The organism is Pseudomonas piscis (assembly GCF_009380155.1).
GTDB lineage: Bacteria > Pseudomonadota > Gammaproteobacteria > Pseudomonadales > Pseudomonadaceae > Aquipseudomonas > Aquipseudomonas piscis.
This window is the reverse complement of the sequence record NZ_WHUV01000002.1, coordinates 1,015,323-1,039,328: the sequence shown is the minus strand read 5'-3', so window position 1 is coordinate 1,039,328 and position 24,006 is coordinate 1,015,323. Positions and strand designations below refer to the sequence as shown.

Sequence of the window (24,006 nt, the reverse complement as noted above, 5' to 3'; positions counted from 1 at the left end):
TGATGAGCATTGCCAATCCACATCTGAAATTCGCCTCGCAGGCCGTGGCCAAACCCTACTTCGTATTCGCCCTGATGCTGTTCCTCGGCCAGGTGCTGTTCGGCCTGATCATGGGCCTGCAATACGTGGTCGGCGACTTCCTGTTCCCCACCATCCCGTTCAACGTGGCACGCATGGTCCACACCAATCTGCTGATCGTCTGGCTGCTGTTCGGCTTCATGGGCGCGGCCTACTACCTGGTGCCGGAGGAAGCCGACCGTGAACTGCACAGTCCGAAACTGGCGATCGTGCTGTTCTGGGTGTTCGCCGTGGCCGGGGTGCTGACCATCCTCGGCTACCTGCTGGTGCCCTATGCGGGCCTGGCCCGGCTGACCCACAACGAACTGCTGCCGACCATGGGCCGGGAGTTCCTGGAGCAGCCGACCATCACCAAGCTGGGCATCGTGCTGGTGTGCCTGGGGTTCCTCTACAACATCGGCATGACCCTGCTCAAGGGTCGCAAGACCACGGTCAGCATGGTGATGATGACCGGCCTGATCGGCCTGGCGGTGTTCTTCCTGTTCTCCTTCTACAATCCCGGCAACCTGGCCCGCGACAAGTTCTACTGGTGGTGGGTGGTGCACCTCTGGGTGGAAGGCGTGTGGGAATTGATCATGGGTTCGATGCTGGCCTTCGTGCTGATCAAGATCACCGGCGTCGACCGCGAGGTCGTGGAGAAGTGGCTGTACGTGATCATCGCCATGGCGCTGATCAGCGGCATCATCGGCACCGGCCACCACTTCTTCTGGATCGGCGCGCCCGAGGTCTGGTTGTGGGTCGGCTCGATCTTCTCGGCCCTGGAACCGCTGCCGTTCCTGGCCATGGTGATGTTCGCCTTCACCATGGTGCGCAACCGCCGGCGCCAGCACCCCAACCGCGCCGCCACACTGTGGGCCAAGGGCACCACGGTCACCGCGTTCTTCGGTGCCGGGGTCTGGGGCTTCCTGCACACCCTGGCGCCGGTCAACTACTACACCCACGGCACGCAACTGACTGCGGCCCACGGTCACCTGTCGTTCTACGGGGCCTACGCGATGATCGTCATGACCCTGATCAGCTACGCCATGCCGCGCTTGCGCGGTCTGGGCGAGGCGCCCGACGAGCGTGCGCAGACGCTGGAAATCTGGGGCTTCTGGCTGATGACCCTGTCGATGGTGATGATCACCTTGCTGCTCACCGCCGCCGGTGTGGTCCAGGTGCTGCTGCAACGCTGGGCCGAAGACGGTAGCGCCTTGCCGTTCATGTCCACCACCGAGCACCTGCGCGGCCTGTTCTGGGCGCGCCTGGCCAGTGGCGTGGGCTTCATGGCCGGGCTGATCTGCTACCTGCTGAGCTTTCGCCAGCGTGGTCGCGCCGCCCTGGCCGCACCGGCCCCGGTGGTAGCGTCCTGAGGCTGGCTGGCGCTTGAAAAAAACGCGGCCCGGCCAGCACGGCGGGCCGCTTCCTGGCGTTCAGAGGAGGTGCCGCAATGGCCTTCACGGTTGAACTGGAAGAATGGGTCGGCAGCGTCTGGCATCGCTTCATCACTCGCCGGGCCAGTAGCGATTTTCCCGAGGCACGGGTCGAGCTGGCGTCCCGGCAGCGGGCCCTGGCCGTGCTGTATCGGGCCATGGGCGGTGCGCCCGGCAAGAACCTCGAGGCGGCCAGCGAGCGCGACCTGTTGCTGCGCCGCAGCCTGCTGCAGCAGATCGCCGGGACGTGCCGGCAAGCGCCCCTGGCCTGCTGCGATGAACAACACCTGCGCTTGCCGGCCAGCCTGGCGGTGTTTCCCGATCCACAACTGAATGCGGAACTCTACCGCTGGTTGGTGTTGCTGGCGGCCCAGGCCGGCCCCATGCGCCACTGGGGGCGAGACAACCAGCGCTGGACCCAGGCATTGCTGCAGGCCTATCCGGGGCTGGCCGCGCGCTACCGGCGCCTGGTGGAGGCGCACCTGCAGTTGCGCCCCGACCCGGCCACGCTGCGACCGGACGAGGCAGCCCTGGAGCGCGCCCTGCGCCAGGCCCTGCGCGAGCCGGGCAGTGTCCGTGAGTTTCCCCGTAGCGAACGGGCCGCCTGGCCGCTGCCCCTGTGGCTGTATCCGCCGCTGTACCTTTGCAGCCCGCAGGCGGCGGACTTCGAGCAGGACGACAGCCCACTGCCGGCCAGTGCCGGTGAGCAGCAGGGCGGGCGCAAGCGGGCCACGCGCATCGACGAAGCGCCGGCCAAGGGCGGCCTGTTGATCGTACGCCTGGAGAACCTGTTCAGTTGGACCGAACACGTCGAGCTCGACCGCTGGGAGGATGACAGCCAGGACCCCGACGCCGCCCGGGTCGCCGAGGACCTCGACCACTTGACCCTGTCGCGCACGCGGATCCGCAAGGGCGGCGGCCTCAAGTTGCACCTGGACCTGCCACCGGCGGACATCGACGACCTGCCCCTGGGCGAGGGCATCAAGCTGCCGGAGTGGGATTATCGCCAGGGCCGGCTGCGGGAGGACTTCGTCAATCTGCAGCTGTTCGAGCCACGGGATTGCCAACCGCAAGCGCTGCCGGGCCATCTGCAGGCCCCGGCCCGGCGTTTGCGCCGCCAGTTCGAGCAGTTGCGCGACCGTCGCCAATGGCTGCGCCAGCAACCCCAGGGCAGCGAGCTGGACCTGCAAGCCTGGTTGGATTTCCACGTCGAGCGCCAGCACGGGCGCAGCGCCGCGCGCGGTTTGTTCCTGGAGCGGCGCCAGACCCAGCGCGACCTGGCGTGCCTGCTGCTGGCGGATGTGTCGATGTCCACCGATGCGCACCTGAACGACCAGCACCGGGTGATCGAGGTGATCCGCGACAGCCTGCTGCTGTTCGGCGAGACCTTGTCGCTGCTCGGCGACGATTTCGCCTTGTACGGTTTCTCCTCGCTGCGCCGCCAGCAGGTACGGCTGCAGGAACTCAAGGGTTTCGACCAGGCCTACGACGACCGTATCCGGGGCAAGATCCAGGGCCTCAGGCCCGGCTACTACACCCGCATGGGCGCAGCGATCCGCCAGGCCACGCGCCTGCTGCAAGGGCGCAAGCACCAGCGCAAGCTGCTGTTGCTGCTCACCGATGGCAAGCCCAACGACCTGGATCTGTACGAAGGGCGCTATGGCGTCGAAGACACCCGCGAGGCGCTGCGCGAAGCCCGGCGCCAGGGGCTCACGCCGTTCTGCATCACCATCGATCGCGAGGCCGGGGCCTATCTGCCGTACATGTTCGGCAGCCACGGCTACAGCCTGATCCACCAGCCCGAGCAGCTACCCCTGCGCCTGCCGCAGCTGTACCGCCAATTGACCCAGCCCTGAGGCCGGGTCGAGGGCGATTCCTAGCGCGGCAACCACAGCACCATCGCCAGGCAGAACAGCGTCAGGGCGATGCAGAACCCCATGAAGCGCTTCTGCCGGCGTGCCCCGGCCTGGGCCGCCCTGGCCGGCAATGGCATGCCGCAGTGCTGGCAGTGGCCGGCCTCGGGCGGACTGTCTTGTTGGCAATACAGGCATTGCACCTGGGAGCTCATTCGAATTGCTCCAGCCGTGGCCGGTCGAGAATGACGATGCGCCGGCCGTCCTGGCTGATGATCTTGTCGTCGATCAGGCGCCGGATGATCCGCGAGAAGGTCTCGGGCTGGATCGCCAGGTGCCCGGCGATCAGTTGCTTGGCCATCGGCAGCTCGAACTGGCGCTCCACAGGCTGGGCCTGCATCAGCTGGGTGAGCAGGTAGCGCACCACCCGGTGGGTGGCGTTCTTCAGCGACAGCGTCTCGATCTCGTTGACCCGCTGGTGCAGGCGTACGCAGAGCTTGCCCAGCAGGGCGAAGGTCAGCCGGCTGTTGCTTTGCAGCAGGCGGATATAGGTGGCATTGGACAGCCGGTAGAGCTGCGTGGGGCCGACGGCCTCGGCCGAGGCCACATAGTTGGGGGTGTCCATCAGCATCATCGCTTCGGCGAAGGTCTGGCGCGGGCCGATCACCTCGAAGACCTTCTCCTGGCCGTCCGGGGTCAGGCGGTAGATCTTCACCGCCCCGGCAATGACGAAATAGAACGCATCGGCCGCTTCGCCCTGGTGGAACAGCGGCTCGCCCTTGTCGACGCTGAGCAGTTGGCTGGTGGCCATCAGCTCGTCAAGCTGCTCGTCGTTCAAGGGCTCGAACAGGTGATGGCTGCGCAAGATCTGGTGGTGGACTCGGTGAAGCACCATGGCTATTGATCCTCGTGTGGGCAAGGGCAGGGAAGGGGGTTCAGACCAGGCTCAGAACCTGTTCACGATCTGCTGCGCTTAGCTCATGCGGCGTTAAAAATGCCTTCGAAATGCTCATTTAGGGCCCTAAATTGCGCTTTCTCAGCCATTTTTGCCTTGCCTGAGCGTCGCTCGCTAGAGCGTGAACAGGCTCTCAGGGAAATACCGCTGGCGGCCGCCACCAGGGCGCTGAGGATGCAGAACCAGGCCAGGGGCTGGATGATGTTTTTCATGGGAACTCCAGGAACGCGGGACAGCCTTGCCGAGCAAGACCCGGACCAGGCCCGGGCGCCCGCAAATCCTGGGCCTGAATGGCGGCAGGGTTTAAATGACCCTGTTGATTAGGGTTCTAATGACCATGACCGGGTTGTTTTTACCCTGTGATGGGCACAAGGGTGCCGGCCAGCCGCGCCCGGGCACAGGGCACGACCCTTGCAATACAAGCCTGGACAGCCAGGTTGCGGTTGTCGTCGACCAGCCCATCGACTGCTTCGTTGATGTGGCGCAGCGGCGACGGTCGGCGAATGGCAGAAGGTGACGCCGGGATTCGCTTCGCCGTGGATAGCACCGGCAACAAGGTAAGGAGTGGCTTGATGCAAGTACTTGATCGCCGTAAGGCCCTGGCCGTAGCGCCGTTGTTGCGCCTGGCGTTCCGTCCGATGTTCCTCGCCGGCTGCGTCCTCGCGCTGCTGGCGATACCGCTGTGGCTGGCGGCGCTGCAGGGCGTGCTGGGCAGTTGGCAGCCCGCGGGCGGCTGGCTGGCCTGGCACCGCCACGAGCTGGTATTCGGTTTCGGCCTGGCGATCATCGCCGGGTTCCTGCTCACCGCGGTGCAGACCTGGACCGGCCAGCCGGGCCTGTCCGGCAAGCCGCTGGCGGGCCTGGCGCTGTTGTGGCTGGCCGCCCGGGTAGCCTGGCTGGCGAACCTGCCCTGGCCGCTGCTGGCGCTGCTGGAACTGGGTTTTCCATTGCTGGTGGCGCTGGTCATGGCGCGGACCCTGTGGCGGGTACGCCAGCAGCGCAACTATCCGCTGGTGCTGGTCCTGCTGTTGCTGACGGCGGTGGATGGCCTGGCGGTGTGCGGCCTGGTGCGTGGCGATGAGGGCTGGCAGCGCCAGGCGGTGCTGGCCGGTATCTGGCTGGTGGCGGCGATCATGGGCCTGATCGGTGGCCGGGTGATTCCGTTCTTCACCCAGCGCGGGCTGGGGCGGGCCGAGGCGGTGGCGCCCTGGCCCTGGCTCGACTGGCTGTTGCTGGGCGGTTCGGCCCTGGTGGCGCTGCTGTATGCCGCTGGGCTGGCCCTGGCCCCGAGCCCCTGGCTGGGCCTGTTGTTCGTCTTCCTGGCGCTCGGGCACCTGGTACGCCTGTGGCGCTGGCATGATCGCGGTCTGTGGCAGGTACCGCTGCTGTGGTCGCTGCACCTGGCCTATGCCTGGCTGGCGCTGGCCTGTCTGGGCATGGCCCTGTGGCATGGCGGGGTGGCGCTGAACCCGAGCCTGGCGGTGCACTGCCTGACCATCGGCGCCATGGCCGGGTTGATCCTGGCGATGATCGCGCGGGTCAGCCTCGGCCATACCGGACGGCCGTTGCAGCCACCGGCGGGGATGACCCAGGCCTTTATCCTGATCAACCTGGCCGGCGTCTGCCGGGTGCTGCTGGTGCCCTGGCTGCCCCAGGCCGGGTTGTGGCTGGCGGGCGCGTGCTGGGCCCTGGCCTTCGCCCTGTATGCCTGGCGCTACGGGCCGATGCTGCTGCAGCCACGGGTCGACGGCCACCCAGGTTAAGGTCCGGGAGAGTCCAGGATGTTCTATCCCTATCTGTTGTTGATCCACCTGCTGGCGGCCATCGCATTCATCGGCACGTTGTTCTTCGAGCTGCTCATCTGGCCGGCGGTGCGCCGCCAGGTGCCGGCCGCGGCCCAGGCCGGGGTCGACCAGGCGCTGTCGGTGCGTTCGCGCAAGGTCCTGCATGGCGTGGTGCTGTTGCTCTATGGCGCCGGCGTTGGCCTGGCCTGGCACCATCGCCTGGCCCTGGCGCATCCGCTGGGCAGCACCTTCGCCAGCTTGCTGGGGCTGAAGATCGTCCTGGCCCTGAGCATCATCGGCCATTACCTGCTGCTGGCGTTCTGGCTGCTGGGCGGACGCCTGAGCGAGGCCCGGGCGCTGGGCATCCGCCGCAGCATCCTTGGGCATATGGTGTTGATCGTGATCCTGGCCAAGGCCATGTTCTATTGGCATTGACCGGCGCGGTCCGGCCCGTTTCCACCTGGGAGCGGGCCGGTCCGGGAGGGGTGCGGGTTATTGCAGGGCCTGGGTGAACAGCACGTCGTTTTCCAGCTGGATGTGCTCCAGCAAGTCGTCGCGAAACTCCTGCAGGCCGCTGTACAGGGTGCGCCAGGTGTTGCAGGCGGCCTCTGGGGTGGTGATCTGCCCCGTCAGTTGCATCAACCGTTCCAGGGCTTCGCCGTGCTGGTCGTGCTCCAGGCGCATCACGTGGATCGGCGCGCCGGCCTGGCGGCCCATGCCCCGCTGCAGCAGCGGGAACAGCACCTGTTCCTCCTTGAGCATGTGGCTTTCCAGTTCCTGTTGCATGTCCTGCAAGTGATCGGCCAGGCCTTCGGGGCAGTGGCTGTCGCCGGCATGCACCTGTTCCACCCGGCGGGCCAGGCGGATCAGTTCCGGCAGTTGCTCGCGGTGGCGGTCGTGAAAACGCGACAGGATGTGTTCGATGAGTTCGCTTTGGGACAGTGTCTGGTTCATCAGGAGGTTCCTGGGTGGTATGGGTCCTGCCTGGTGAGTGCATCGCCCATGCCAGCTTTGATTGCCCGGAATCAATGGCCGTTTCCTGGGCTATGGTGAAATCCACCGCGATTTCCCAGGGTAGATATGACCATAGAGGGTGAGGACCACCATGTTGCGAGAAAGCCTGGCCGCCGACCTGATCGTCGAGTTGCCCAATGCCGTGCGGTTGCAACGACTGGTGCAGACCCTGCGCGAATACTTTCGTTGCGGTGCGGTCGGCCTGTTGCGCCTGGAGGACGACAGCCTGCGGCCGCTGGCCACCGTCGGCCTGGTGCACGAGGCCCTCGGGCGGCGCTTCGTGATCGCCCAGCACCCCCGGCTGGCGGCGATCATGGCCTCGCGCGAGCCGACCTGGTTCGAGCCCGACAGCCGCCTGCCGGACCCTTACGACGGCCTGCTCGATACCGCCGTCAGCGAACCCTTGGCCGTGCACGACTGCATGGGCGTGAGCCTGTACATCGAAGGCCGGATCTGGGGCGCGATCACCCTCGATGCCTTGCAGGCCGGCACCTTTGACGATGACGCCCGGGACGAACTCAAGCGCTGCACCTTGCAGATCGAGGCGGCCGTGCGCGTCACCCGCCTGGAGCAGGAGAACCGCAGCCTGCGCTTATCCCGCAGCGAACCTGTGGATGTGCGGCGGCCCGTGGAGGAGGGCGAGATCCTCGGCCAGAGCGATGTGTTGCACCAGTTGCTCAATGAGCTGGACGTGCTGGCCGACTCCGAGCTGCCGGTGTTGCTGTTGGGCGAGACCGGGGTTGGCAAGGAGCTGTTCGCCCGGCGCCTGCATCGCCTGTCGCGGCGCAGCCACAAGCCTCTGGTGCAGGTCAACTGCGCGGCCTTGCCCGAATCCCTGGCCGAGAGCGAGCTGTTCGGCCATGTCAAAGGGGCGTTCTCCGGTGCCACCAGCGATCGCGCCGGGCGCTTCGACGCGGCCAACGGCGGCACGCTGTTCCTCGACGAGGTGGGCGAGTTGCCCCTGAGCGTCCAGGCCAAGCTGCTGCGCACCTTGCAAAATGGCGAGATCCAGCGGCTGGGGGCGGACAAGCCGTTGCACGTCAATGTGCGCATCATCGCCGCCACCAACCGGCACTTGCCCGACAGCATCCGCGATGGCCTGTTTCGCGCCGACCTCTATCATCGCTTGTCGGTGTACCCGGTGCCGATCCCGCCGCTGCGCGAGCGTGGCCACGATGTACTGCTGATCGCCGGGCACTTTCTCGAACTCAACCGAACCCGCCTGGGCTTGCGCGGGCTGCGCCTGTCGGCGGCGGCCGAGCGGGCGCTGCTGGGCTACCGCTGGCCGGGCAACGTGCGCGAACTGGAACACGTGATCGGCCGGGCCGCGCTCAAGCAGCTCAGCCGCGACGGCAGCCGCAGCCTGATCATCACCCTGGAGCCCGAAGCCCTGGACCTGGACAGCACCCCGGCAGCGCCACCGGTGCCCGAGCAGCCGGCGGCCCCGGGCGTGCCCTTGACCTCCCTGGGGGATGCGGTGGATGCCTGCCAGCGCCAGTGCATCGTCCAGGCCTTGCGCCTGAGCGGCGACAACTGGGCCGCTGCGGCGCGGCTGCTGGCAGTGGACCCGAGCAACCTGCACAAGCTGGCCAGGCGCTTGCGGCTCAAGTAGCGCCAGCGGCGTTGATGGCGGTCAAGGCGCGTAGGTGGCGCTGCTTACAGACTGCGCGGCACTTACCAGGAGATCACCGCCATGCCGCTGTCCCTTGCCCAGATGCGCCGTAACTACACCCTAGGTGGCCTGCACGAAGAGCAGGCACCGGACGATCCGCTGCTGCTGTTCGGCCAGTGGCTGGAGCAGGCGCGGGAAACCGAGAGCGCTCCCGTGGAGGCCAACAGCATGCACCTGGCCACCGTGGACAGCCAGGGCCGGCCCCATGGCCGGGTGTTGCTGCTCAAGGGGGTGAGCGCTGAGGGGTTCACCTTCTTCGGCAATTACCAGAGTGCCAAGGGCCTGGAGCTGGCGGCCAACCCCCAGGCCGCCATGACCTTCTTCTGGCCGGCCCTGGAGCGCCAGGTGCGGATCGAGGGCCCGGTGGCGCGCCTGGCGGATGAGCTGTCCGACGCCTATTTCGATTCCCGGCCTCTGGCCAGCCGCCTCGGCGCCTGGGCCTCGCCCCAGAGCCGGCCGCTGGCCGATCGCGATGAACTGCAGGCGCTGCTGGCCCAGACCATCCGCCGCTTCGTCGAAGAACCCCTGCACCGGCCCGCGCACTGGGGTGGCTATTGCCTGCAACCCGAGCGCCTGGAGTTTTGGCAAGGTCGGGCCGACCGCCTGCACGACCGTCTCGACTATCGGCGCCAGGGCGGCCAGTGGCGGCGTCAGCGCCTGGCGCCCTGAGTCGCACCCCCCGGAGGTACCTCCAAGGAGGAATGGGCCCGCCGGAGCTTTGGGTCCAGGCTTGGGCCCAAAGCCGATTCCCCAGCTACAGGACACCCAGGCCATGGCCCATTTGTCGCAACGCACCTTTGTATCCTTGAACATCGCCGTGTTGACCATCAGCGATACCCGCTCCTTCGAGACCGACAGTTCCGGACAGACCCTGGTCGACCTGTTGCAGGCCGCCGGCCATGCGCTGGTGGACCGCGAGCTGGTCCGGGACGATATCTACCAGATCCGCGCCACGCTCTCGCGCTGGATCGCCGACCCGGCGGTGCAGGTGGTGCTGACCACCGGCGGCACTGGCTTCACTGCCCGGGACAACACGCCCCAGGCGGTGTTGCCGCTATTGGACAAGCACGTGGAAGGCTTCGGCGAATTGTTCCGCCAGGTCTCCCTGGCGGAGATCGGCATGTCGACCCTGCAATCCCGCGCCCTGGCCGGGATGAGCAATGGCGTGCTGGTGTGCTGCGTACCGGGCTCGCCCGGGGCCTGCCGCACCGCCTGGACGCAGATCCTGCACAACCAGCTGGACAGCCGTACCGGCCCGTGCAACTTCGCCCCGCATCTGAAGCCGCAACCCGGCGCGGCCATCGCCGCCTGCGAGGCACGACCATGAGCGTCGGGCCTTGCGACAGCGGCACGCTGCTGCCGGTGGACCTGGCCATCGGCCATTTGCTCGAACGCGCGCCACGCCCGCCGCAACTGCATTGCCTGGCCCTGGAACAGGCCCTGGGCCGGGTCCTCGGGACCGATGTCCACGCCCCGCGTGCCTTGCCAGGCTGGGACAACAGCGCCATGGACGGCTATGCCTTGCGCGCTGCCGACCTGCCGCCCGCGGGTGGCTGCCTGGTCCTGGCCGGGCGGGTCGCTGCGGGCCAGGCGGCGACCACGGCGTTGCTGGCCGGGCAAGCGGTGCGGATCTTCACCGGCGCGCCGCTGCCGCCGGGCGCCGATACGGTGGTGCCCCAGGAGCTGTGCCGGGTCGAGGGCCAGCAACTGTGGTTGCCGGCGGTCAGCGTTGGCCAGCACGTGCGCAAGGCCGGCGAAGAAGTCCGTGAAGGGCATCTACTGTTGCCCGCCGGCAAGCGCCTGCGGGCCCAGGAGCTGGGCCTGCTGGCGGCTTGCGGGGTCAGTTGGGTCGAGGTCTACCGGCCGCTGCGGGTTGGCCTGCTGAGCAGTGGCGACGAGCTGCGCGAACCCGGCCAGCCCCTGGCGCCTGGGCAGATCTACAACAGCAACCGCTATTGCCTGTCGGCGCTGCTGAAGGGATGGGGCGTCGAAGTCCACGACTACGGCGCGATGGCCGATGAACTACAGGCCAGCAAGCAGACCCTGCACCTGGCCGCCCAGGAATGCGACCTGTTGCTCAGCTCCGGCGGGGTCTCGGTGGGCGAGGAGGATCACCTCAAGCAGGCGATCCGCGAACTGGGCCAGGTGGACTTCTGGCGCCTGGCCATCCAGCCGGGCAAGCCCCTGGCCTTTGGCACCGTGGCGGGCAAGCCCTGGCTCGGCCTGCCGGGCAACCCGGCGGCGGCGTTGATCACCGCGCTGGTGGTGTTGCGCCCGTTCCTGCTGCGCAGCCAGGGCCTGCGCGATGTCGTGCCGCAACCGGTGGCATTGCCGGCCGGCTTCGACTGGCCGCAAGCCAATCGCCGGCGCCAGTACCTGCGCGCCCGGCTGGTGCCGGGGGATAACGGCCAGTGCCGCGTGCAACTGCATCCCCAGCAGAGTTCGGCGATGCTCAGTGCCGCCTGCTGGGCCGATGGCCTGGCGCTGGTGGAGTGCCAGCAGCAACTGCGCCAGGACGATCCGGTGCAGTTCCTCTCGTTCGCCGAGCTGATGCAGTGAGCGCTCTTGATTATCGTCAAGGTCCTGGCGGGTGCGCTGGCTAGACTGGCAGCGCTTTTTTCCAGCGCTCCGGGCCTGCTGGCGGTCTGCACGAAAGGTGGGTGGAGCAGATTCTTTGAAGAGGAATGCCCATGCAACTGGTCTGCCCGGCAGGCAACCTGCCTGCACTCAAGGCCGCGGTACGCCAAGGCGCCGACGCGGTCTACGTCGGTTTTCGCGATGACACCAATGCCCGCAGCTTTGCCGGGCTGAACATGGACGACAAGCAGTTCGACGCCGCCGTCGCCCATATCCGCCAACACCAGCGCCAGCTCTATGTGGCGGTCAACACCTACCCCCAGCCCCAGGGCTGGGAGCGCTGGCAACGGGCGGTGGACCGCGCCGCCGACCATGGCGTGGATGCCTTGATCGCCGCCGATCCCGGGGTCCTGGGCTATGCCACCGAGCGCCATCCGCACCTGAGCCTGCACCTGTCGGTGCAAGGCTCGGCCACCAACGCCAGTGCCCTGGCGTTCTACTCCCAGCACTACAACATCCGTCGCGCGGTGTTGCCCAGGGTGCTGTCCCTGGCCCAGGTGCGCCAGGTGGCGGTCAACAGCGCGGTGCCCATCGAGGTGTTCGCCTTCGGCAGCCTGTGCATCATGGCCGAGGGCCGTTGCCACCTGTCGTCCTACATCACAGGCGAATCGCCGAACCTGTGCGGGGTCTGCTCGCCGGCCAAGGCGGTGCGCTGGAGCGAGGATGCCGAGGGCTTGAGCGCCCGCCTGAGCGAAGTGCTGATCGACCGCTATGGGCCCGACGAGCCGGCCGGCTACCCGACCCTGTGCAAGGGGCGGTTCATGGTCGGCGGCAAGCGCTTCCATGCCCTGGAGGAGCCCACCAGCCTCGACACCCTCGACCTGCTGCCGGAGTTGGCGGCGATCGGCGTGCAGGCGGTGAAGATCGAAGGGCGCCAGCGCAGCCCGGCCTATGTCGAGCAAGTCACCCGGGTCTGGCGCGCGGCGCTGGATGCCCATCGCCTGGCGCCCGAGCGTTTTGCGGTCAAGGACCAGTGGCGGCATGTGCTGGCCGGGCTTTCCGAAGGCAGCCAGACCACGCTGGGCGCCTACCACCGTTCATGGCAATGAGGGATTACCGATGAAGCTCAGCCTGGGACCCGTCCTCTACTACTGGGACAAGGAGCGCTTGGCGCGATTCTACGAACAGATGGCCAGCCTGGCGCTGGATGTGATCTACCTGGGGGAAACCGTGTGCTCCAAGCGCCGGGTGCTCAACCTGGACCAGTGGCTGGGCCTGGGCCGCGAGCTGCAGCAGGCCGGTGCGGCGCAGATCGTGCTGTCGGGCCTGACCCTGATCGAGGCCGCCTCCGAGCTGTCGAGCCTGCGCCGGCTGTGTGACAACGGCCAGTTCCTGGTGGAGGCCAACGACATGGGCGCGGTGCAGTTCCTGGCCGAGCGCCAACTGCCGTTCGTGGCCGGCCCGGCGCTGAACCTGTACAACGGCCATGCCCTGGCCAAGCTGCAGGACTGCGGGATGATCCGCTGGGTGCCACCGGTGGAATGCTCCGCGGCGCTGGTGCGCGCCGTGCTCGAGCAAGTTGCCGGGCTGGGCCGGGCCTTGCCCGAGGTCGAGGTGTTCGCCTACGGCCACCTGCCACTGGCCTACTCGGCGCGTTGCTTCACCGCCCGTGCGGAAAATCGCCCCAAGGACGACTGCCAGTTCTGCTGCATCAACTACCCCGATGGGCTGGCCCTGAGCAGCCAGGAAGGCCAGGCGCTGTTCACCCTCAATGGCATCCAGACCATGTCGGCCGAGGTCACCAACCTGCTGGCCGATTATCCGGGGCTGGTGGCCTGTGGCGCCGACCTGTTGCGTCTGAGCCCCCGGGCAGAAGGCATGGTCCAGGTGGTGGAGGCCTTCGCCCGGGTCCGCCAGGGCGAGGCGCCACCGCTGTGTGTGGACGGCTGCAATGGTTACTGGCATGGCCAGGCGGGCATGTTGCGGGTCGAGGAGGCGGGACTGTGCTGAAACCTACGCAATGGCTGCTCAAGGGCGTCGCTAAAATCGTGGGCGAGGCCGCCAGCGCAAGGCAAAAACCGGCGAAAAAGCGCAGTTCACTTGAAGTGAATGAGCATTTTGAGCCGGTTTTTAACGCAGCGATGGCAACGCAGGTAGTTTTTAGAGGTGCCCTCAAGGGCGCCGACCGGATTTTGCCGCTGGTACGCCGGGTGCCGTTCGGCCTCCAGCGCCTGGCCCTGGAGCAGGCGCTCAACCGCTGCCTGGCCGAGCCCCTGGCCGATGGCGAGTTCGACCTGTTGCGCGGGCGCTGGTTGTGCCTGCGCATCAGCGACCTGGACCTGACCTGGTACCTGACGCGCCAGCGCGATGGCCTGCACATCGCCCGGCGGGCCCGAGCCGATGTCAGCATCCGCGGCAACTGGCGCGAGTTCCTGCTGCTGGCCAGCCGCCAGGAAGACCCGGATACCTTGTTCTTCCGCCGGCGCCTGGTGATCGAGGGCGATACCGAGCTGGGCCTGACCCTGAAGAACCTGATCGACAGCCTTGACCCGCAGGTGTTGCCGGGGTGGTTGTGGCGCAACCTGGAACGGGCCGGCCAGGGCCTGGCCGGCACCGCTGGGCCCGGCGCTCAGCCGGGGTAGTCGGCCAGGCGGTCGAGGGCGAGGATCTGGATGCTGCGCCGCTGCATGCTGATCAAGCCCTCGTCCACCAGCCGGTGCAGGGTCCGCGAGAAGGTCTCCGGCTGGATGCCGAGCTTGGAGGCCACCAGGCGCTTGGAAACCTGCAACTCGACCCGGCCATCGCTGGGGTCGCATTCCTGGAGCAGGAAGTTGATCACCCGGCGGCTGGCATTGGGCAGGATCAGGGTGTCGATGTCCCGCAGGCGCTGGTGCAGGTGCTGGCTCATGCTGGCCATGACTGCCAGGCACACCTGCGGCTGGTCCTGCAGGGCGTGGCGATAGTGCGCGCCGTCGATGCTCACCAGCACGCAATCCTTGAGGGCACCGGCGCTCACCGGAAAGCTGTGGGCCTGGCTGAACTGCAAGGCCTCGGCGAAGGTCTGGCCCGGCTGGATGATTTCCACCAGGTGTTCCTGGCCCTCGACGTTGAGCCGGTACAGCTTGATCTGGCCGCTGACCAGCAGGAAGAAGCGCTTGGCCGGTTCGCCCTGGCGCACCAGGATGTCGTGGCAGGCCAGGCGCTTGAGGGTCGCCAGGGCGCAGACGTCCTCGAAGACCTGGCCCGGCAGCTTGGCGAACAGGTAGTGGCGACGCAACAGCAGGACGGTGGATGGGTGATTGAGCATGGCGTACCTCCGCTGCCGCCCATGGTAGGGCGGCGGACGCCGGTGGCCCATGCCTCCACCGGCCTACCTCCAAGGGAGCAGTCAGGAGACCTGGCGCAGGTGCTCCATGGCCCACACGGCGGCTTCGACCCGCGAGCGCAGGCCCAGCTTGTGCAGCAGGTTCTTCACATGCACCTTGACCGTGCCCTCGGTGATACCCAGCTTGTGGCCGATGACCTTGTTGCTGTAGCCGCTGGCGATGCTGCGCAGGACCTGGCGCTCGCGCTCGGTGAGCTCGACTTCGTTCTGCCGTGGTGGCGAGCGCAGGGCCTGGGCCATGACCCGGGTCAGCCCCGGGCTGATCACCAGGACGCCGTCCATGGCGTCGCGGATGTACTGGATCAGCAGCTCCGGTTCCATGTCCTTGAGCAGGTAGCCATCGGCGTCCAGGCGCAGGGCATCGCGAATGTCGTCCTCGGCATCGGATACGGTGAACAGCAGGACCTTGCCGGCAAAATCCTGCGCGCGCAGGTGGCGCAGGGTTTCCAGGCCGTTCATCTGCGGCATGTTGTTGTCCAGCAGGATCAGGTCCGGTTGCAGCGAGTCCAGCAGGGCCAGGGCCTCGGCGCCGTGGTTGGCTTCGCCGACGATGGTGAAGTCGTCTTCGAGCTCGAGCATCTGGCGGATGCCGCGGCGCATCATCGGATGGTCGTCCACCAGCAGGATGCGGTGGCGCGGGGAGGGGTTCATGAGGGATTACCTTCTGTCAGGCGCCCGAGGAATTCCGGGCGAAACTCCATCTTGACCAGGGTGCCCTGGGGCTCCCGGGAAAAAATCTGCAATTGGCCACGCAGGCTGCGGGCCCGCTCGTCCATGATGTTCAAGCCGTGGTGCTCGCGCAGATCGTGGCTCCCGCTGAAGCCACGGCCATCGTCCTCGATCGACAGGCACAGCCGTTCGCCGTGCTGGCGCAGTTGCAGCCAGGCGTTTTGCGCGTGGGCATGGCGCAGGCAGTTGGACAGGGCCTCGCGGGTGATCTGCAGGATGTGGATCTGTTCGCTGGCCGACAGCTCGAAGGCCAGGCTGTCGATGTGCAGGTGGACCTGGAACTCGCCCCGGCGCGAAAACTCACCGGCAGTGTCCTTGAGTTCCTGCACCAGCCCGGCGTCCTGGATCCGCAGGCGGAAGGTGGTCAGCAACTCGCGCAATTGGCGGTAGGCGGTGTTCAGGCCTTCACGCAGCTCGCTGGTGACGTTCTCCAGGGTCGCCACCGGCTCGCCCCGGCGCATCAGGGTCTGCATGCGGCTGACCTGCAGCTTCATGTAGGACAGTGCCTGGGCCAGGGAGTCGTGCAGTTCGCGGGCGATGATCGCGCGTTCTTCCAGCAGTACCAGGCGGTGATCCTGCTCGCGCTGGCGCTTGAGCTGCAACGAGGTGCCGATCAGGTTGGCCAGGGCCTGGATCAGTTCGATTTCCCAGGGCTGGGGTTCCAGGCCGTTGTGAAAGTGCGCCTTGAGTTCACCGAAGGCGCCGCCCTGGTGGCTGATGTCGAAGGCCAGGCTGTCGCTGCGCTGGCGGCAGCTGGCGCAGTCGCTGCTGGCGCAGATCTGCCGGTTGTCGCTGCCATGCAGGGCCAGCAGTTGCTTGGCCTGGGCCTGGCCTTGCAGGCACAACGACAGGCGCAGGCCCGGCAGGCGCTCCTGGAAGCGCCGGATCAGCTCGTCCAGGCCTTCGGCATTGGCCTGGCGGGTGGCCAGGTTGCGACTGCTCTGGTACAGCAGCTCCAGCGCGGCGTTGGCCTGTTGCAGGTGCAGGGTCTTCTGTCGGACCTGGGTTTCCAGGGTGCGATGGGACTGCTCGATGGTCTCGGCCATGGCGTTGAAACTGGTGGCCAGCTGGCCCAGTTCGTCCTCGGACTGGTGGTTGACCCGGGCCCGGAAATCGCCGCAGCGAAAGCGCTGGGTGGCGTCCACCAGCTCCTTGAGCGGACTGATCACGTTGGATTGCAGTTCGTACAGGCCGAACAGCAGGACGATCATGGTGGTGAACAAGGCCGCGCCCTGGATCAGTTGCTGCCAGCCTTGCTTGTGCTCGTTCTCGTGCTGCAACAGGCTGACGAACTGGTTGAGCCGCTCGACGAAGGGCTGGGTGCTGGCCTGGAACAGCCTGGCATCGCCGCGTTGCAGCGCCGGTTGCAGGATCTGCTGCCAGTCGTCCTGCAACTGCCGGTAGCTGAGTTGCAGGTCGAGGTCATTGCCATCTTCCAGCACGGCCTTGAGCGCCGGGCTGTTGAGGCGTTGCTGCAGGCTCTGGCTGATGCGCTCGAGCTCGTCGGCCCCGGCCCCGGCGGCCAGTTTCCAGCTCAGGTGGTAGGTCTCCATGCGCACCGAACCTGCGGTATTGATCGCCGCTGCGTCGCCCTGGCTGAACCAGGCGATCAGGCCGGCGCTGAGGGAGCTGGCCAGGGCCAGCACGCTGATCAGGATCACCGCCAGGCCGGCGCGGGCCGGTAGCGAACTGCGCAACCAGGCGATCATCGGCGATCACCGAAAGCGGGCAGCAGAGAAGGGGACATGTAGCGCTCCGGGATGGCAAAAGGTTGTTTCGCAGCCTGTCCCTGGCGCTCTACCTCCAAAGAGTTGTTCACCCAAGGTTGCCTCGCGCGGCTCCTGGGGAAACCGGCAAGACCCTGATAAACAAAGGGTTCAGAGGTTTTTCGGCGCTACCTCCTTGGAGGTAGGCGGCGCAAGCATAGACATGCAGGCGCCCGGGCTTCTTTGATCGGAGTCAAGTTTTATCGGGGTTGGCCTCCCTAGTCTGCAGCCAAGATTCACTGGCTGGAGACTCCGAAATGACTCAACCGCGTTTACGCCAAGGCCTGGTGCTGGGCATGAGTACGCTGGCCTTCACTGTCTGCTTCATGGTCTGGATGATGTTTGCCGTGCTCGGCGTGCCGATCAAGGAGCTGTTGCAACTCAACGAAACCCAGTTCGGCCTGCTGACCGCCACCCCGGTGCTGACCGGTTCCCTGGTGCGCCTGCCGCTGGGCATGCTCACCGACCGCTTCGGCGGACGCAGCGTGTTCTGCCTGCTGATGCTGGCCTGCGTGTTGCCGCTGTACCTGGTCAGCCACGCCACCACCTATTGGCAGTTCCTGGTGCTGGGCTTGTTCGTCGGCTTGGCCGGGAGCTCGTTCTCGGTAGGCATCGCCTATGTCGCCAAGTGGTTCGACCAGGACAACCAGGGCCTGGCCATGGGCATCTTCGGTGCGGGCAATGCAGGCTCGGCGGTCACCAAGTTCCTTGCCCCGGCGCTGATCGCCGCCGGCAGCTGGCAACTGGTACCCAAGGTGTTCAGCGCCATCCTGTTCCTCACCGCGCTACTGTTCTGGTTCTTCAGCGCCGACAACAAGGCCCATCGCCGGGTGTCCACGGTCGGCCTGGGCGAACAGCTCAAGGCCCTGGCCGAGCCTGCCGTGTGGCGCTACTGCCAGTACTACTCGATCGTCTTCGGCGGGTATGTGGCCCTGGCCCTGTGGATGACCAAGTACTACGTGCAGGAGTACGGCTTCAGCCTGCAGAGCGCCGCGCTGCTGGCCGCCTGTTTCTCCCTGCCGGGCGGGGTGCTGCGCGCCGTCGGCGGCTGGATGTCGGACCGCTGGGGCGCCCAGAGCGTGACCTGGTGGGTGCTGTGGGTGAGCTGGATCTGCCTGTTCCTGCTGTCCTACCCGCAGACCCAACTGCAGGTGCAGACCGTCGACGGCACGCTGGACTTGCACATTGGCCTGAGCCCGGTGCTGTTCACCGTACTGCTGTTCGTCATGGGCATCGCCTTCGCCTTCGGCAAGGCCTCGGTCTTCAAGTACATCGCCAACGACTACCCGCAGAACATGGGCGCGGTGTCCGGCATCGTCGGCCTGGCCGGCGGCCTGGGCGGGTTCATCCTGCCGATCCTGTTCGGCGCCCTGGTGGACCTCACCGGCGTGCGCTCTTCCTGCTTCATGTTGATGTACGGCGTGGTCTGGGTGTCGCTGATCTGGATGTACCTCAGCGAGATCCGCCGGCGCCCGCTGCTGGGCAAGCACCCATCCGCCATCCAGGCACCGTTTTCGAGCATTTCCCAAGGAGAAGAACATGTCGGTTCTTAATACGCCCGGCACTGGCCCGGTGATCCACGACTGGCGCCCGGAGGACCCTGCCTTCTGGGGCCAGAGCGGCAAGCGCACGGCCACCCGCAACCTGTGGATCTCGATTCCCGCGCTGTTGCTGGCTTTCGCCGTGTGGATGGTCTGGAGCACGGTGATCGTGCGCCTCAACGCCATCGGCTTCAGCTTCAGTACCGACCAGCTGTTCTGGCTGGCGGCCCTGCCGGGACTCTCGGGAGCGGCGCTGCGAGTGTTCTACTCGTTCATGGTGCCGATCTTCGGTGGCCGGCGCTGGACCGCCCTGAGCACCGCCTCGCTGCTGGCGCCGTCGCTGTGGATGGGCTTTGCCGTGCAGGACCCGGCCACGCCCTACAGCGTGTTCGTGATGATCGCGCTGCTGTGCGGTTTTGGCGGTGGCAACTTCGCCTCGAGCATGGCCAACATCAGCTTCTTCTACCCCAAGTCGCAGCAGGGCACGGCCCTGGGCTTGAACGCCGGGCTGGGCAACCTCGGGGTGTCGGTGATGCAGTTCTGCGTACCGCTGGTGATCACCTTCGGCCTGTTCGGGGTGCTGGGCGGCCAACCCCAGGTGCTGGCCGACGGTGGCCGGTTGTGGTTGCAGAACGCTGGTTTCATCTGGGTGCCGTTCATCCTGCTGGTGACCCTGGCGGCCTGGTTCGGCATGAACGACCTGTCCAGCGCCAGGGCCTCGTTCAGCGAGCAGGCGGTGATCTTCAAGCGCAAGCACAACTGGCTGATGTGCTGGTTGTACCTGGCCACCTTCGGCTCGTTCATCGGCTTCTCGGCGGCGTTCCCGCTGCTGATCAAGACTGCCTTTCCCCAGGTCAACGCCCTGACGTTCGCCTTCCTCGGCCCGCTGGTGGGCGCCCTGGTCCGGCCACTGGGCGGCTGGCTGGCGGACAAGCTGGGCGGCGCGCGGGTGACCCTGTGGAACTTCGTACTGATGATCCTGATGGTCTTCGGCGTGCTGGCGTTCATTCCGCAGCCGGGGCAGAGCGGCAACTTCTACGGCTTTCTCGGCCTGTTCATGCTGCTGTTCATCACCACCGGCATCGGCAACGGTTCGACCTTTCGCATGATCCCGGTGATCTTTCGCACCCTGCATGAGCGCGCCGCCAGCGGCAAGGGCAGTGCCGCCCGCGAGCAGGCCCTCAAGGACGCCGGCAAGGAGTCGGCCGCGGTGCTGGGCTTCAGCTCGGCCATGGGGGCCTTCGGCGCCTTCTTCATTCCCAAGACCTTCGGCACCTCGATGAGCCTGACCGGCAGCCCGGCGCTGGCCTTCTACATGTTCGTGGTGTTCTACCTGAGCTGCATCGTCGTGACCTGGTGGTGGTACGCCCGCAAGGGCGCCCAGACCCCTTGCTGACATGCCCCCGTATCCAACCTTTGCCGAGTCGGGGCGCAGAACCCCGCAGCACGCCTGAGAGGACAGCATCATGAGTCACTTGCTGGATCAACTGCGGTTTTTCAACCGCAAGCAAGGCGAGTTTTCCGCCGGTCACGGGGAAACTCGCAAGGAATCGCGCGACTGGGAGAACGTCTACCGTTCGCGCTGGCAGTACGACAAGATCGTGCGCTCCACCCACGGGGTGAACTGCACCGGATCGTGTTCGTGGAAGATCTACGTGAAGAACGGCCTGATCACCTGGGAAACCCAGCAGACCGACTACCCGCGCACCCGCACCGACCTGCCCAACCACGAGCCCCGTGGTTGCCCCCGGGGCGCCAGCTACAGCTGGTACATCTACAGCGCCAACCGCCTGAAGTACCCCAAGGTACGCAAGGCGCTGCTCAAGCTGTGGCGCGAGGCGCGCCAGACCCTGCCACCCGTGGAGGCCTGGGCCAGCATCGTCGAGGACCGGGCCAAGGCCGACTCCTACAAGAGCAAGCGCGGCATGGGCGGTTTCATCCGTTCCAGCTGGGACGAGGTGACCCAGATCATCGCCGCCGCCAACGTCTACACCGTGAAGCAGTACGGCCCGGACCGGGTGGTGGGGTTCTCGCCGATCCCGGCCATGTCGATGATCAGCTACGCCGCCGGCGCCCGTTACCTGTCGCTGATCGGCGGCACCTGCCTGAGCTTCTACGACTGGTACTGCGACCTGCCTCCCGCCTCGCCGATGGTCTGGGGCGAGCAGACCGACGTGCCGGAGTCGGCCGACTGGTACAACTCCAACTACATCATCGCCTGGGGTTCCAACGTCCCGCAGACCCGTACCCCTGATGCGCACTTCTTCACCGAGGTGCGCTACAAGGGCACCAAGACCGTGGCCATCACCCCGGACTATTCGGAGGTGGCCAAGCTCACCGACCTGTGGCTCAACCCCAAGCAGGGGACCGACGCGGCCCTGGCCCAGGCCTTCAACCATGTGATCTTCAAGGAATTCCACCTGGAGCGGCCCAGCGCCTATTTCACCGAATACGCCAAGCGCTACACCGACCTGCCGGTGCTGGTGCTGCTCAAGCCGATGCTCGGCACCGCGCCGGGCGCCGGCTACCAGCCGGACCGCTTCCTGCGCGCCTCGGACCTGGCCGACAACCTGGGCCAGGACAACAACCCCGAGTGGAAGACCATCGCTCTGGATGCCGATGACCAGCTGGTCTCGCCCCAAGGCTCGATCGGCTATCGCTGGGGCGAGCAGGGCAAGTGGAACATCCTGCCCCGCGAGGGTGGCACCGGGCGCGAGATCGACCTGCGCTTGAGCCTGATCGGCGGCGACGTCGCCGAGGTGGCGTTCCCCTACTTCGCCGGTGCCGGCCACGAGCACTTCGAGCATGTGGCGGGCGATGCCGTGCAGTTTCGCCGGGTGCCGGTGCGCAGCCTGACCCTGGCCGACGGCAGCCAGGTCAAGGTGGCCACGGTGTTCGACCTGTCGGCGGCCAACCTGGCCATCGACCGCGGCCTGGGCGGCGCCAACGTCGCTCGCGACTACGACGATGCCAACGTACCCGGGACCCCGGCCTGGCAGGAGCAGATCACCGGCGTCAGCCGCGAGAAGGCGATCCAGATCGCCCGGGAGTTCGCCGACAACGCCGACAAGACCCGTGGCCGCTCGATGATCATCCTCGGCGCGGCGCTCAACCACTGGTACCACATGGACATGAGCTACCGCGGGCTGATCAACATGCTCATGCTCTGCGGCTGCATCGGCCAGACCGGTGGCGGCTGGGCCCACTACGTCGGCCAGGAGAAACTGCGCCCGCAGTGCGGCTGGCTGCCCCTGACCTTCGGCCTGGACTGGAGCCGGCCACCCCGGCAGATGAACGGCACCAGTTTCTTCTATGCCCACAGCTCGCAGTGGCGCCACGAGAAGATGAACATGCACGACGTGCTCTCGCCCCTGGCCGACAAGAGCCAGTTCCCCGAGCACGCCCTGGACTACAACATCCGCGCCGAGCGCGCCGGCTGGCTGCCCAGCTCGCCGCAGTTCAGCAGCAACCCGCTGCACATCTGCCGCGACGCCGCCGCGGCCGGCATGGCGCCCAAGGACTACGTGGTCAAGGCCTGGCAGGACGGCAGCCTGCGCTTCGCCTGCGAGCAGCCGGACGATCCGGCCAACTTCCCGCGTAACATGTTCATCTGGCGTTCCAACCTGCTGGGCTCCTCCGGCAAGGGCCACGAGTACATGCTCAAGTACCTGCTGGGCACCCGCAACGGCGTGATGAACGAGGACATCGGCCAGTCCGGCGACTGCAAGCCGCAAGAAGCCGAATGGGTCGAGCAGGGCCCGACCGGCAAGCTGGACCTGGTCACCACCCTGGATTTCCGCATGTCCTCGACCTGCGTGTATTCCGACATCGTCCTGCCGACCGCGACCTGGTACGAGAAGGACGACATGAACACCTCGGACATGCACCCCTTCATCCACCCGCTGTCGGCGGCCATCGACCCGGCCTGGGAATCGCGCACCGACTGGGAGATCTACAAGAGCATCGCCAAGGCCTTCTCCGAGATGAGCGCAGGGCACCTGGGGGTCGAGCAGGACCTGGTCACCGTGCCGCTGCTGCATGACAGCGTCGGCGAGCTGGCCCAACCCTTCGGCGGCAGCGACTGGAAGAGCGCCGGAGTGGCGCCGCAACCGGGCAAGAATGCGCCGAACCTGCAAGTGGTGGAGCGCAACTACCCGAACATCTACAAGCAGTTCACTTCCCTGGGCCCGTTGCTGGAAAAGCTCGGCAACGGCGGCAAGGGCATCAACTGGAATACCGAGGAGGAAGTCCAACTGCTCGGCGAGTTGAACTACCGCGAGCAGGAGGCGGGCGTCAGCCAGGGCCGGCCGAAGATCGACACCGCCATCGACGCCGCCGAAGTGGTGCTGTCCCTGGCCCCGGAAACCAACGGTCGCGTTGCGCTCAAGGCCTGGGAAGCCCTGTCGCGGTTTACCGGTATCGACCACAGCCACCTGGCGCAATCCAAGGCCCATGAGGCGATCCGCTTCCGCGATATCCAGGCCCAGCCGCGCAAGATCATCTCCAGCCCGACCTGGTCCGGCCTGGAAGACGACCACGTGAGCTACAACGCCGGCTACACCAACGTCCACGAGAACATCCCGTGGCGCACCATCACCGGGCGCCAGCAGTTCTACCAGGACCACCCGTGGATGCAGGCCTTCGGCGAGCAGTTGATGAACTACCGGCCACCGGTGGACACCCGGACCATCGAAGCGGTGAAGGGCAAACGCGCCAACGGCAATCCGGAGATCGTCCTCAACTGGATCACCCCGCACCAGAAGTGGGGGATCCACAGCACCTACAGCGACAACCTGCTGATGCTCACCCTGAGCCGTGGCGGGCCGATCGTCTGGCTCTCGGAGATCGACGCCAAGCGCGCCGGTATCCAGGACAACGACTGGATCGAGTGTTTCAACGCCAACGGCGCGGCGACCGCCCGGGCGGTTGTCAGCCAGCGGGTCAAGGAGGGCATGGTGATGATGTACCACGCCCAGGAACGGATCGTGAACGTGCCCGGTTCCGAGACCACCGGCACCCGTGGCGGCCACCACAACTCGGTGACCCGGGTGGTGCTCAAGCCCACCCACATGATCGGCGGCTATGCCCAGCAGGCCTACGGTTTCAACTATTACGGCACGGTCGGTTGCAACCGCGACGAGTTCGTCGTGGTGCGCAAGATGGCCGAGGTCGACTGGCTCGACGGTTCCCGTGGCGACGAGCTGCCACAGCCGTTGCCCACCGAGATGGAATGAGGAATG

The 24,006-nt window shown here is 66.6% G+C and carries 20 protein-coding genes and 1 pseudogene; 14 read left to right on the top strand and 7 right to left on the bottom strand.

The features are described 5' to 3' along the window. Positions 1-2 precede the first annotated feature (2 nt). Together GDH07_RS14660 and GDH07_RS14655 are read left to right on the top strand one after the other, a co-directional pair. Complete coding sequence (locus tag GDH07_RS14660; RefSeq protein ID WP_053129261.1) at positions 3-1,430, top strand: cbb3-type cytochrome c oxidase subunit I; 1,428 nt, start codon at positions 3-5, stop codon at positions 1,428-1,430. A 77-nt stretch (positions 1,431-1,507) separates the two neighbouring features. Beyond that, positions 1,508-3,346 carry a nitric oxide reductase activation protein NorD gene (locus GDH07_RS14655; RefSeq protein ID WP_152898005.1) on the top strand — a complete coding sequence of 613 codons (1,839 nt, stop codon included), beginning with the start codon at positions 1,508-1,510 and terminating at the stop codon, positions 3,344-3,346. A gap of 20 nt (positions 3,347-3,366) precedes the next feature. Here GDH07_RS14655 and GDH07_RS14650 read toward each other — a convergent pair whose 3' ends face one another. From GDH07_RS14650 to GDH07_RS14640, 3 genes are all read right to left on the bottom strand, one after another. Further along, complete coding sequence (locus tag GDH07_RS14650) at positions 3,367-3,558, bottom strand: hypothetical protein (RefSeq protein ID WP_085598211.1); 192 nt, start codon at positions 3,556-3,558, stop codon at positions 3,367-3,369. Further along, complete coding sequence (locus GDH07_RS14645) at positions 3,555-4,238, bottom strand: Crp/Fnr family transcriptional regulator (RefSeq protein ID WP_053129273.1); 684 nt, start codon at positions 4,236-4,238, stop codon at positions 3,555-3,557. The genes GDH07_RS14650 and GDH07_RS14645 overlap by 4 nt, the downstream gene beginning before the upstream one ends. Positions 4,239-4,321: 83 nt before the next feature. Continuing rightward, entirely contained in the window at positions 4,322-4,510 is a 189-nt protein-coding gene (locus GDH07_RS14640) for a hypothetical protein (protein WP_152898004.1), read from the bottom strand. Between the two features lie 360 nt (positions 4,511-4,870). On the opposite strand from GDH07_RS14640, the gene GDH07_RS14635 reads away from it, so the two are divergent. Both GDH07_RS14635 and GDH07_RS14630 read left to right on the top strand, forming a co-directional pair. Next, a complete protein-coding gene (locus GDH07_RS14635) occupies positions 4,871-6,061 on the top strand; it encodes an NnrS family protein (protein ID WP_152898003.1) in 1,191 nt (396 codons plus the stop codon). 18 nt (positions 6,062-6,079) lie between these two features. Next, positions 6,080-6,517, top strand: a complete 438-nt coding sequence (locus GDH07_RS14630; protein WP_152898002.1) for a hypothetical protein — start codon at positions 6,080-6,082, stop codon at positions 6,515-6,517. Between the two features lie 57 nt (positions 6,518-6,574). Here the strand turns inward: GDH07_RS14630 and GDH07_RS14625 are convergent. Further along, positions 6,575-7,009 (bottom strand): annotated as a pseudogene (locus GDH07_RS14625) (hemerythrin domain-containing protein); the annotation flags it as partial. Between the two features lie 178 nt (positions 7,010-7,187). Between GDH07_RS14625 and norR the strand changes: the two are divergent. From norR to ubiT, 7 genes are all read left to right on the top strand, one after another. Further along, on the top strand, positions 7,188-8,708 hold the full coding sequence (gene norR, locus GDH07_RS14620) for a nitric oxide reductase transcriptional regulator NorR (protein WP_053129291.1): 1,521 nt from the start codon (positions 7,188-7,190) through the stop codon (positions 8,706-8,708). Positions 8,709-8,789: 81 nt separating this feature from the next. Continuing rightward, positions 8,790-9,437 carry a pyridoxamine 5'-phosphate oxidase gene (gene pdxH, locus GDH07_RS14615; protein WP_152898001.1) on the top strand — a complete coding sequence of 216 codons (648 nt, stop codon included), beginning with the start codon at positions 8,790-8,792 and terminating at the stop codon, positions 9,435-9,437. A 103-nt stretch (positions 9,438-9,540) separates the two neighbouring features. Then, positions 9,541-10,095 (top strand): molybdenum cofactor biosynthesis protein B, encoded by a 555-nt coding sequence (moaB, locus tag GDH07_RS14610; RefSeq protein ID WP_152898000.1) that lies wholly within the window; start codon positions 9,541-9,543, stop codon positions 10,093-10,095. Then, positions 10,092-11,327 carry a molybdopterin molybdotransferase MoeA gene (locus GDH07_RS14605; RefSeq protein WP_152897999.1) on the top strand — a complete coding sequence of 412 codons (1,236 nt, stop codon included), beginning with the start codon at positions 10,092-10,094 and terminating at the stop codon, positions 11,325-11,327. Before moaB ends, GDH07_RS14605 begins: the two co-directional genes overlap by 4 nt. Positions 11,328-11,458: 131 nt before the next feature. Further along, the gene (gene ubiU / locus GDH07_RS14600; protein ID WP_053129300.1) at positions 11,459-12,454 is read left to right on the top strand and encodes a ubiquinone anaerobic biosynthesis protein UbiU; all 996 of its coding nucleotides are present in this window, start codon (positions 11,459-11,461) and stop codon (positions 12,452-12,454) included. 10 nt (positions 12,455-12,464) lie between these two features. Then, positions 12,465-13,355, top strand: coding sequence for a U32 family peptidase (locus GDH07_RS14595; RefSeq protein WP_152897998.1), 891 nt, complete (start codon positions 12,465-12,467; stop codon positions 13,353-13,355). 131 nt (positions 13,356-13,486) lie between these two features. Continuing rightward, positions 13,487-13,987, top strand: a complete 501-nt coding sequence (gene ubiT / locus GDH07_RS14590) for a ubiquinone anaerobic biosynthesis accessory factor UbiT (protein WP_152897997.1) — start codon at positions 13,487-13,489, stop codon at positions 13,985-13,987. Here the strand turns inward: ubiT and GDH07_RS14585 are convergent. The 3 genes from GDH07_RS14585 to GDH07_RS14575 all read right to left on the bottom strand — a co-directional run bounded on the left by GDH07_RS14585 (position 13,975) and on the right by GDH07_RS14575 (position 17,168). After that, positions 13,975-14,652 carry a Crp/Fnr family transcriptional regulator gene (locus GDH07_RS14585; RefSeq protein WP_053129307.1) on the bottom strand — a complete coding sequence of 226 codons (678 nt, stop codon included), beginning with the start codon at positions 14,650-14,652 and terminating at the stop codon, positions 13,975-13,977. The genes ubiT and GDH07_RS14585 overlap by 13 nt on opposite strands. An 81-nt stretch (positions 14,653-14,733) precedes the next feature. Next, entirely contained in the window at positions 14,734-15,381 is a 648-nt protein-coding gene (narL, locus tag GDH07_RS14580; RefSeq protein WP_053129309.1) for a two-component system response regulator NarL, read from the bottom strand. Next, a complete protein-coding gene (locus tag GDH07_RS14575) occupies positions 15,378-17,168 on the bottom strand; it encodes a HAMP domain-containing protein (RefSeq protein WP_152897996.1) in 1,791 nt (596 codons plus the stop codon). Before GDH07_RS14575 ends, narL begins: the two co-directional genes overlap by 4 nt. 314 nt (positions 17,169-17,482) lie before the next feature. Between GDH07_RS14575 and GDH07_RS14570 the strand changes: the two genes are divergently transcribed. From GDH07_RS14570 to GDH07_RS14560, 3 genes are all read left to right on the top strand, one after another. Beyond that, the gene (locus GDH07_RS14570) at positions 17,483-18,778 is read left to right on the top strand and encodes an MFS transporter (protein WP_152897995.1); all 1,296 of its coding nucleotides are present in this window, start codon (positions 17,483-17,485) and stop codon (positions 18,776-18,778) included. After that, complete coding sequence (locus GDH07_RS14565) at positions 18,765-20,162, top strand: NarK family nitrate/nitrite MFS transporter (RefSeq protein WP_085597845.1); 1,398 nt, start codon at positions 18,765-18,767, stop codon at positions 20,160-20,162. The genes GDH07_RS14570 and GDH07_RS14565 overlap by 14 nt, the downstream gene beginning before the upstream one ends. Positions 20,163-20,232: 70 nt before the next feature. Next, positions 20,233-24,000 carry a nitrate reductase subunit alpha gene (locus GDH07_RS14560; protein ID WP_152897994.1) on the top strand — a complete coding sequence of 1,256 codons (3,768 nt, stop codon included), beginning with the start codon at positions 20,233-20,235 and terminating at the stop codon, positions 23,998-24,000. The last annotated feature ends 6 nt before the right edge of the window (positions 24,001-24,006 follow it).